The sequence below is a fragment of the Ornithinimicrobium sp. genome (assembly GCF_035267225.1).
Classification (GTDB): Bacteria; Actinomycetota; Actinomycetes; order Actinomycetales; family Dermatophilaceae; genus Ornithinicoccus.
The window spans coordinates 1-9,413 of the sequence record NZ_DATFMA010000051.1 but is presented as its reverse complement, the minus strand read 5'-3'; the positions used below and the strand labels follow the sequence as shown (position 1 = coordinate 9,413).

The 9,413-nt window shown below is 72.9% G+C and carries 8 protein-coding genes and 1 pseudogene; 1 reads left to right on the top strand and 8 read right to left on the bottom strand.

Going from position 1 to position 9,413, the window contains the following annotated elements; all coding sequences use genetic code 11:
* The 3 genes and pseudogenes from VJ976_RS03795 to VJ976_RS03785 all read right to left on the bottom strand — a co-directional run.
* Positions 1 to 255, bottom strand: a pseudogene (locus tag VJ976_RS03795) (glycosyltransferase); the annotation flags it as partial.
* Positions 248 to 1,696, bottom strand: coding sequence for a bifunctional PIG-L family deacetylase/class I SAM-dependent methyltransferase (locus VJ976_RS03790; protein WP_324098780.1), 1,449 nt, complete (start codon positions 1,694 to 1,696; stop codon positions 248 to 250). The pseudogene VJ976_RS03795 and the gene VJ976_RS03790, both read right to left, overlap by 8 nt.
* Positions 1,693 to 2,733, bottom strand: coding sequence for an acyl-CoA dehydrogenase (locus VJ976_RS03785; RefSeq protein WP_324098779.1), 1,041 nt, complete (start codon positions 2,731 to 2,733; stop codon positions 1,693 to 1,695). Before VJ976_RS03785 ends, VJ976_RS03790 begins: the two co-directional genes overlap by 4 nt.
* Positions 2,734 to 2,844: 111 nt before the next feature.
* On the opposite strand from VJ976_RS03785, the gene VJ976_RS03780 reads away from it, so the two are divergent.
* Positions 2,845 to 4,020, top strand: a complete 1,176-nt coding sequence (locus tag VJ976_RS03780; RefSeq protein WP_324098778.1) for a sulfotransferase — start codon at positions 2,845 to 2,847, stop codon at positions 4,018 to 4,020.
* A 5-nt stretch (positions 4,021 to 4,025) separates the two neighbouring features.
* Here the strand turns inward: VJ976_RS03780 and VJ976_RS03775 are convergent, their stop codons facing one another.
* From VJ976_RS03775 to dapA, 5 genes are all read right to left on the bottom strand, one after another.
* Positions 4,026 to 4,766, bottom strand: a complete 741-nt coding sequence (locus VJ976_RS03775) for a hypothetical protein (protein WP_324098777.1) — start codon at positions 4,764 to 4,766, stop codon at positions 4,026 to 4,028.
* A 253-nt stretch (positions 4,767 to 5,019) separates the two neighbouring features.
* A complete protein-coding gene (locus VJ976_RS03770; protein ID WP_324098776.1) occupies positions 5,020 to 6,249 on the bottom strand; it encodes an alanine racemase in 1,230 nt (409 codons plus the stop codon).
* Positions 6,246 to 7,403: a pyridoxal phosphate-dependent aminotransferase gene (locus tag VJ976_RS03765; RefSeq protein ID WP_324098775.1), complete on the bottom strand. Its 1,158-nt coding sequence runs from the start codon at positions 7,401 to 7,403 to the stop codon at positions 6,246 to 6,248. The genes VJ976_RS03770 and VJ976_RS03765 overlap by 4 nt, the downstream gene beginning before the upstream one ends.
* Before the next feature lie 22 nt (positions 7,404 to 7,425).
* A complete protein-coding gene (locus tag VJ976_RS03760) occupies positions 7,426 to 8,274 on the bottom strand; it encodes a 2,3,4,5-tetrahydropyridine-2,6-dicarboxylate N-succinyltransferase (RefSeq protein ID WP_324098774.1) in 849 nt (282 codons plus the stop codon).
* Positions 8,275 to 8,291: 17 nt separating this feature from the next.
* Entirely contained in the window at positions 8,292 to 9,266 is a 975-nt protein-coding gene (gene dapA / locus VJ976_RS03755) for a 4-hydroxy-tetrahydrodipicolinate synthase (protein ID WP_324098773.1), read from the bottom strand.
* Positions 9,267 to 9,413 lie beyond the last annotated feature (147 nt).

Here is a 9,413-nt window from a genome sequence, read left to right as displayed (position 1 = left end):
GGCCACCGCCGCGGTGCCGTCGGTGCAGCCGTCGAGGGCGACCATCACGCAGACAGAACCGACCCCGGTGCCCAGGCGCAGCGACCGGACGGTCTCGTTCACGCTGCGCAGGCAGGCGCCGAGCAGGAGAGCCTCGTTCTTGGCCGGGATGGCCACCACGACGTGTGAGACGTCGCGGGAGGGCGACCGGGAGGCGTCGGAGGGGAGGGGCGCGCGTCCGGTGCGGCCCGTCCTCGGGGCCCGCCCCTCAGGCACGAGAAGGGTCACCTCGGTCGTCGCCCGACTGTGCCGTGTTCCGGCCTTCGCGGCTCGCGACCGAGGCGGCGCACGTCCAGATGTCGATCCGGACGTCCGGGTCGCGGTACTGCACCTGCGGGGGCCCGCCCCAGGCGTCCTGTGCCTGCTGGTGCACCAAGGCACCGTCGAGCGGAACGTCAGTCGTCGGGTGCTGCCAGTGGCAGAGCACCAGCTCGCCCTCTGCGCTCAGGGCTGACTGTGCCTTGGCCAGGGTGGCCAGCAGCTCGGTCGGGGTGAGGAAGTACCCCACCTCGGAGAGCACGACGAGGTCGAAGGGTCCACCGGGGATCGCCGCGGGCGCGGCGCCGACGGTGACGTGAGCTCCCGGGGCGGCCGTGCGGGCGTGCTCGACCGCTACGGGGCTGACGTCCACCGCGCGTAGGTCGCTCACCCGCTGGACGAGCGCCGCCGTCAGGTGTCCGTCGGCGCAGCCCACCTCGAGGCCGCGCGAGTAGTGAGCCCGCCCCAGCATGGACAGGACGAGGTCGCGGCGTCGAGCCTCGTAGAACGAGCCGTGCACTCGCCACGCGTCCGGTCCATCGGCGTACATCTCGTCGAACACCGCTGCGCGCGTCTCGTTCCGCCGGGTGAGCGAGAAGGACGGCAGCCGGGGCAGAACACCGGCAGGGTCGAGCAGGGCCTCGACGAGGCGCCGAGCCCGGGCCAGCGACTGGGCGTCCACGACGGGGGTGGGCCCGGATCCGTCCATGTCACCACCCCAGGCGGTCGTCTGCGAGGGGAAGCACTCCAGCGCCGCGCGTTTGCGCCGGACGGCGCCCGGCGGAGTCTCCGCGGCGACCACGTGATCCCACGCGACCTGCGACGGGGTGCTCCAGTGCCACAGCCAGACCGGGTAGTGCGCCACGGCGACCTGGTGACGCGCTCCCGCGAGCTGAGCGGCACGGCCGAGGGCGTCGTGGTCGCCATGACCATCGTGCACCCACGGCGCCAACAGCAGCGTGCCGGCGCCGAGATGCTCACCGATCTCGGTGGTCAGCTCGTCGATACGGCTGTCGAGCCCGGTGTCGGGGTGATGCAGGTGCACCAGCCGGGCCTGGGGAGCGAGCAGCGCCAGTGCGCGCTCGAGCTCTCCGCGGCGGCGTTCGGCCAGCAGAACCCGTTCGCCGGGGTCGGCGAGGTCGTGGGACCTCTCACCGGCGGTCGCGACCAGCACCGTGATCGTGACTGCCCGGTCGGCAAGGGCGGCCAGCAGGGCACCGACGCCCAAGGTCTCGTCGTCGGGGTGGGCGGACGCGACGACGACGTGGCCCCAGCGGTCAACCAGAGCATCGAGGTCGAGGACCGGCGTGTGCTGCCATGCGGGAGCGGCACACCACACCCGCTCCGGTGTCGGCGGGTCGCGGCGGTCGAAGGTCGGAGCCGGTGAAGGGATGCTCACCCTGCCGACGCGCCTGACGAGCTTTCGGGCGACGCCAGCGTCATGGCCCCGAGGCGCGCGAGATCGCGCTCTGCGTGGTGCTGTCTCAGATAGAGCGTCAAGTCGGAGACGCGGGTGAGGTGCGCCTCGTCCGAGGTCAGAGGGCCGGGCCCGAGGGCGTGTCCCACGACGGCGAGGGTGTGTTCGGCCGTTGACGCCACCCGGGCGCGCACCCGGGCGGCGAGCAGAGCCGACTCGGGGGCCGTGGTGGCCCGGTCGTCGATCCGCGCCGCGGCCTCACGCAACAGCGTCAGGGCACCGAACAGCTCGAAGTCACAAGTCCCCATGTGCATCAGGGCCACCTGGTCGGGCTCCCGGGCGCGCGCGGCACGCCACAGCGACCCTGCCAACGCGGCGGCGGCACCGAACCACACCGCGGCCACGGCGATGCCGCCCCAGGCGAACCCGGGACGTTCGAGGTACCAGCCGACCGGACCGACGGGCTGCACCAGGGTGCCGCTGAAGTGCACGCTTCCGGTGCTGACGCGGCGAAGGCCGTGGGGTCGCCAGGCGCTGACGTCGCTGGACACCGATGGGTCGCGCAGAGGCGCGGCGACGAGCCGGGAGCCCTCGGATGTTTCGGCCGTGACCAGAGCGTGGCTGAGCTGGTCCGGCAACGAGCACCACGGCTTCGTCCCGGTCAGCCGCCAGCCCTCATCGGTCCGGGAGCAGCGCAGGTCGGTCCCCGGGGGCTGCGCGGCGTAGACACCCCAGACGGCCTCCGGCGGTGCGGTGTCGGGGCCGGCGCCGGCTTGGGCGAGGATCGCCCGGGCGTCCAGGTGCGGCTCCACGATGCGCGCCGTACTGAGGTCGATGCTGCCGAGCGTGGCCAGCGCAGACAGGACGGACCAGGTGCGTCCACCCATGTCTGCCCCTCGGGGCCCGAGAGCACGGGCGAGGCGCAGCGCGGAAGGGATGTCGTGGACCGCGTCGCTCGCCTGGCCGGCTATCTCGCGGTCACCCCAGGTCGGAAAGGCCCACGGCTCCGCCTGCGACACCTGCCGATACTACGCCGTCCGTCTGGGGCCAGGCTCATCCTTGGGGATGGTGGCCGGGGGCGCTCGGCGGGCCAGCGCTGACAGCGAGCGGTGGCCGGATACCTTTCCTTCATGTCCGCCCTTCCGTTGCCCGTGCGGGCGCTCAACGCCGCGGGTCGCATCCCCGCCAGCCGGCGCAACCCTCGATTCCGGTTGGACAAGGGCACGGTCATCGCTGAGGCACGTCGGCGCGCCGGGTGGGCCGACTTCGGGCCCGACTACTTCGAGGAAGGCCTGGATGCCCTGTTGCGCTCGCTCGAGAGGGATGTCGACCTGGAGCTGCTCGGGCAGATCGCGCTGCGTGAGTCGATCATCGACAACCTGACCAACCGGCTGCTGCTGGCACAGGCGCGCGCCTGGCGGCCCGAGGTCTTCCGGGAGCCACTGCAACCGCCGATCGTGGTCACGGGGCTGCACCGGTCGGGCACCACCTATCTGCACCGTCTGCTCTCCTGTGACCCCACCCGACGCGCGCCGGCCTACTGGCAGCTGGTCTCCCCGCTGGTCAGGCCCGGCGACGAGGACCTTCGCCGCCGACGGGCCCGTCGGTCGCTGCAGTGGCGCAAGCGGGTCATGCCGAGCCTGGACCGGATGCACGTCATCGGCGTCGATGACCCCGAAGAGTGCCAGTACCTGACCGCCACGAGCTTCGAGTCCGTGTTCTTCTGGTCGCTCGCGCCGGTGACGGGCTACCTGGACTGGTACCAGAGCCACGACCGCACGATGAAGTACGTCGAGTGGCGACAGTGGCTGCAGGTGCTGCAGCAGCAGTGCGGAGGTCGCCCGCTGGTGCTCAAGGCTCCGGAGCACCTGGGCGCCCTGGCTGCCCTGGTCGAGGCGGTGCCCGAGGCGCGAGTGGTGCAGATCCACCGCGACCCCGTCACCGCGTTCGCCAGCTTCCTCGACATGACACTGGCCACCCAGACGATCAGCGGTCACGTCGACGTCTCGCGGACGCGACAAGCGAGTCTGGCCTTGTTCGAGAGCGAGCTGGGCGCCAACGCGGCCTTTCGCCGAGCGAACCCCGAGGCCGTCGCGGACGTGGAGTACGAGCAGCTGGTGGCCGACCCGGTCGCCACCGTCGCGGGGGTGTACGAGATGTTGGGCGAGCCCGAGCCGCCGGGCCTGCGCCCCGCGGCCGAGATGTATGCCGACCGGCACCCCCAGTACGAACACGGCGAGCACCGCTACGACGTGGCGGACTCCGAGCCCGTGCGGCACCGGCTGGAGCGGGCCGCGAGTGCGTGAGTCCGTCAGGCGGCGTCGCCGAGAGAGCGCCGGCCGCGTGGCGACTCACCTTCGGGAAGCCAGGCGACCTCCGTGCCGCACAGGCTGCGCAGCGTGGTCAGGGTGTGGGGGGTTCCCCGCGTGTACGGCAGGTGCTGTGCGCACAGGGGCCGCAGCGGAGAGCTCCCATTGGGTATGCCGCTGTGCGCGACGAGGTCGCGCTGACCGCGCAGGGCGTCGGTGCGGAACCTGGGGTGGGTGAGCAAGGCGACCACCGGCTGGGGCTCCTCGCTGCCGCGGCACTCCACACACTGGTGAGCGATCTCGACGCGGACGATGCGCTGCCGCTCGGCCCGGTAGCCGTGCTCGTACTCCAGCACCTCGCCGTCCAGGTCGGCGGTGAGCAGGACGTAGTGCTCGTGCGGGTGTGAGCGGCTCAGGCGGTTCAGCAGGTCGACGGCTCGCGCGCGTTCGGCGAAGGCGTAGAAGCCGCACAGGCAGTCCAGGCCCGGCGGCGAGCAGCCTCGCCGCAGGCAGGTGGCGTGCTCGTCCACGCCGTACCGCACGCTGAGCACGCCCACGAGCCAGGCGCGAGAGTCGCTGACCACGAGCTGAGCCAGCTTGTAGCCGCGGAACGGGGCGTCGGTGACCAGTGCGGGCAGGTCGGTCCATTGCTCTAGCCGCGCCTGGCGGCGGCGGGTGCGCGCCATGCTGCGGGCCACCAGCGGCAGGGGCAGGAGCACCAGCATGGCGACGAGAAGCTCCACGGGCGCGTTCCGGGGCTAGGTGCCGGCGCGCCCGAAGGGCGGTGTGCCCGGCTCGGGCTCGGCGGTGACCTCCACGGGCTTTTCCTGATGCCCCTGGGTCGTCGGACCCAGGCCAACGGGCCGATCCGGGTCGGTGGTGGTTACGGCAGCGTCGTCGCTCTCGTGGGGTCGGCGCGCGAAGTGGCGGGCAATCGGTCGTCCGAGGTCCATGGCTGCTCCCTTTCCTCCCTTCGAGAATAAGCCACCGGCGCTGCTAGCTCAGCACGGCCTCTCGGTCGGCGACGGGCAGCCAGTGTTGCTCCGGGACCGGGTGGGACAGGAAATGGGTCATGGCCTGGGTGTACGCGTAGGCACCGGCCTGGCCGAAGACGACGACGTCCCCGGGGCGCAGGTCGGCCGGCAGCGCTCCGGTGCCGACCCGGTCCAGCGAGGTGCACAGCGGCCCGGCCAGCGTGAACTCGACCTCTTCGGTGTCGCGGTAGGCAGGTCCGTCCGGTCGCACGGCCATCACCGGAAAGGACTGGCCGGTCATCAGCGGACGGAGGAGGTGGTTGATGCCGCCCTCGAGCAGCGCGAACGCCACTCCGCGGCTGACCTTGGTCCGGATGACCCGGGCCGCGTAGATCCCGCACGGTCCGGACAGCCAGCGACCGGGCTCGAGCAGCAGGTCGCCACCGAACCAGGTGTGTCGACGGAGCAGCCGATCCAGCCCCTCGCCGAGGGCGCTGACGTCGAGCTCGGGCTCCTGCGCGCCGTACGGGATGCCCAGGCCTCCACCCAGGTCGATGAGCCGCAGCTCGACGCCGTGCTTCTGGGTCATCTGCTGCCCGATCGCCACCGCGGCAGCGTGGTTGTCCAGCAGGGCCGCCGGGTCGAGCTCGTTGCTGGCCGAGAAGACCTGCAGGCCGTCGATCCGTACCCGGGGGTAAGCGGACGCAGCGTGGAGGAAGTCCGGCAGCCTCTCCTCGTCCACGCCGAACGCCGAAGGCCCGCCGCCCCCGATGATCGCCGAGCGCTCACGCGCCGCAGTGGCAGGGTTCACCCGCACGCTGACCCGCAGGGGCTCCGGCCCGTGAGCAGGCAGCATGGCGTGCAGGCTCGCGACATCCTCGAGGCCGTCCACCTGCACCCGCGCGCCCGCGTAGAGGGCAGCGCGCAGGTCGGCCTGGCTCTTGGCGGGGCCGGCCACGAGGATCGGGCTGTCCGGCCCGGCGGCTCGCACCTTGGCGACCTCACCGGCCGAGGCACAGTCGAACGAGGCTCCGGCCGCGGCCAGGGTCTGTAGCAGCGGTGCGCCGGGGTTCGACTTGACGGCGTAGGCCAGCTGCACGCGTGGGGGCATCGCGCGGCGCAGGGTCTCGAAGCGGCGGCGGGCCAGGTCGAGGTCGTAGACGAAGCAGGGCGTGCGCACCTGTGCCGGTTCGCCCAAGACGGACTGAACCTGGCTCGCCTCGAGGGCGAAGAGCGAGTGGCTCGTGTTCACGATGCCTCCTGACTGAAAGCGGCGATACGGCGCAGACCCTCGGCCAGCTCGTCGAGGGGGCCGCCGACGCTGAGCCGGACGTGACCGTCGCCCGCAGGGCCGAAGGCCGACCCGGGCACCACGGTCACCCCGCCACGGTCGCGCAGGTCTCGGGCCCAAGCCTGGCCCGATCCGGAAGCGCCGACGCTGGCCCCAGCCGCCGCGGGCACGGGTGCCCACAGGTAGAAGCCGCCCTCCGGCGTGCCCAGGCTGCTCAGCCACGCGGGGCCCTGGTCGCGCACCGTCTGCCACCGGGCACGGAGCTCGGCGCGCGCTGCGGGGAGCACGTCGTCGGAGGCGCGGAGCAGCGCGGTCGCCGCCACCTGGCTGGGTCGGGCGGGCGCGGTGTTCATGGCGTTGTGGACGAGTCTCGCGGGGGACAGGAGCCCGGGGGGCCCGAGCGCCCAGCCGACCCGCAGGCCTGGCGCCGACCACGCCTTGCTGACCGACTCGGTGACGATTCCTTCGTGGGTCACCTCACGCAGGCTCGGTTGGGGGCGCTCCAGATAGAGCTCGCGGTACACCTCGTCCGAGACCAGGAGCAGGCCCGCGTGACGTTCACAGAGCTCGGCCACCTGCTCCAGAGCCGCCCGGCTCGCGCCCGCACCGGTGGGGTTGCCGGGATGGTTCAGCACCACCATCCGCACCGCGCCCGGGCCCGTACCGCACTGCTCGAGGGTGGCGGCCAGCGCGGCCGGGTCGAGGGTGCCTGCACTACCCATGGGGTAGGCCACCGCGGTGGCGCCGGCCAACCGCGCCACGGTCCGGTAGGCGGGGAAGCCGGGGTCGGGCACCGCCACCACGTCCCCCGGGTCGAGGTGGGCCGTCATCACCGCGTACAGCGCCGCCTGGCTCCCGGCGGTGAGCATGACCTCGTCGGTGCGGCAGCCGGCACGGTCGGCCACCGCTGCCTGCAGCTCGGGGAGGCCGGCGTTCGGTCCGTAGGTGCACGAGCCGGGGCGGTGTGCCCAGTCGCCCAGGGCGAGGCGAGCTACCAGGGGGAGCGGCCATCCCGGCTCACCGAGGGCGAGCGAGATGTTGGCCGACGGGGCGTCCAGGGCGAAGCTGCGGATGAGCGAGGTGTCGAGCCCCCTCATCCGTGCGGTCGCGGTCACCGCGGCGACCCGGGGGAGGCGCTCATCTCAGGGCGTCCTCCAGCGCCACGGCGGCCGTGGTGTCCGCATCGCGGTACTTGACGATGCACGGGGCGTACAGCGACAGGCCGTGCGCGGTGGCGTAGTCGCCTCGGGCGGGCCGCGTGCCGGGCACCACGACGGCGCCGGAGGGCACCTCGCCGCGGTGGGTGCGTTCACGGACCAGGTCGTGGATGGTCGTCGAGGCGGTCAGGGTGACCCCGGGGGCCAGCACCGCTGCCTCGCGCACCACCACCCCCTCGTAGAGCCCACACTGCGCCCCCACGAAGGCGCCGTCCTCGACGACGACGGGGCGGGCGCCGACCGGCTCGAGCACCCCCCCGAGCTGGACGGCGGCGGACAGGTGCACCCCGCGCCCGACCTGGGCGCAGGAGCCCACCAGGACGTGGGAGTCCACCATGGTGCCGGGGCCGACCCGGGCCCCCACGTTGACGTAGCTGGGGGGCATCACCACCACACCCGGGCTGACGTGCGCCCCTCGGCGGACCGAGGTGCCTCCGGGCACGACGCGGACCCCGTCGGCCATGCTCATCTCGCGGGCCGGCACCAGGGACTTGTCCACAGCCCCACCCGGCCACTGCGGGTACGGCGTCAGCTCGCTCAGTGAGAACGCCGCCAGGATGGCCTGTTTCACCCAGGGGTGCGCTCGCCACGTTCCGGCGCCGTCATCGGTGGCCGCGCGAGCGGTCCCTGACTCCAGGGCGTCCAAGGCGGCCTGCACCTGCTCGGTGACCCTGGGGTCGAGCAGCACCTCGTCCATGCCGCGGGAGAAGAACGCCTCCAACCCGGTTGCCGGTGTCGTGTCGTCCGCCCGCTCGACCCCCTCGCTCACCGTCTGGACACTATCGGTCACGAGGCCGCCCCGAGGTGCTCGGCCTGCTGCAGCCCGGCGAGTGCGGAGTGCACCGCCGACCAGGTGTCCGGCTCCGCCGGGGCGAGCGGGGCCCGCACCATGCCGGTGCCGAAGCCCAACGCGGCCAGACCGGCCTTGACCGGCACCGGGTTGGTCTCGGCGAACATCGCCGCCATCAGCGGGGACAGACGGGCGAGGTGGTGGCGTGCCGCGCCCATGTCGCCTTCCATGGCCGCGCTGACCAGGGCGCTGGTCGGGGCCGGAGCGACGTTGGCGCAGACCGAGATCAGCCCCCGCGCTCCCACGGCGATGGCGGGAAGGGCCAGGTCGTCGTCCCCGGCGAGCACGTGCCTGCCCGCCGGGGCCTGGAGGCACATCTGCGTGATCTGGCGCAGGTCCCCGGAGGACTCCTTGACCGCCACCACTTCGGGGATGGTCCACAAGCGGGCCATCGTGGCCGGAGTGAGGTTCGTCCCGGTCCGGCCGGGCACGTTGTAGGCGATGATCGGCATGCCGGGTACGGTCGCGGCCACCTGGGCGAAGTGCGCTTCGATGCCGGCCGGCTGCGGCTTGTTGTAGAAGGGGGTCACCACCAACAGGCCGCCCGCTCCGCAGTCGCGGGCCGCGAGGGCGAGCTCGCAGGTGCGCACGGTGTCCTGGTGACCGACGCCCACCACGACCGGGACTGATCCGGCCCGCTCGACGGCAAGATGCACCAGCTCGGCGCGCTCGGCGTCGGTGACCGTGGCTGCCTCCCCGGTCGAGCCGAGCACCACGAGGAAGTCGACGCCTCCGGAGACGACGTGCTCGATCATCCGCTCGAACGCGTCGAAGTCCACCGCCGGGGTCGCGCTCCGCGGACCTCCCGTGGAGGCGACGCGTGGCAGCGCCTCGTCGCGGCGCGGGCGGACGGGCGCACGGAACGGGGTGGCCAGAGCGACTCCGAGGCCGGTGAAGGGCGAGGTGGTCATGGTCGTCTCCTGCGGGGCGGTGGTTGTGACGTCTCAGGTCAGGGCCGGGACGGGGGTGTGATGTTCGCGTGCGTGCGCGGTGCTAGCACCGAACAGCCCGTCGAGGTAATCGGCGGCCCAGTCGTCCAGGGTGTGGACCCCGGTGCG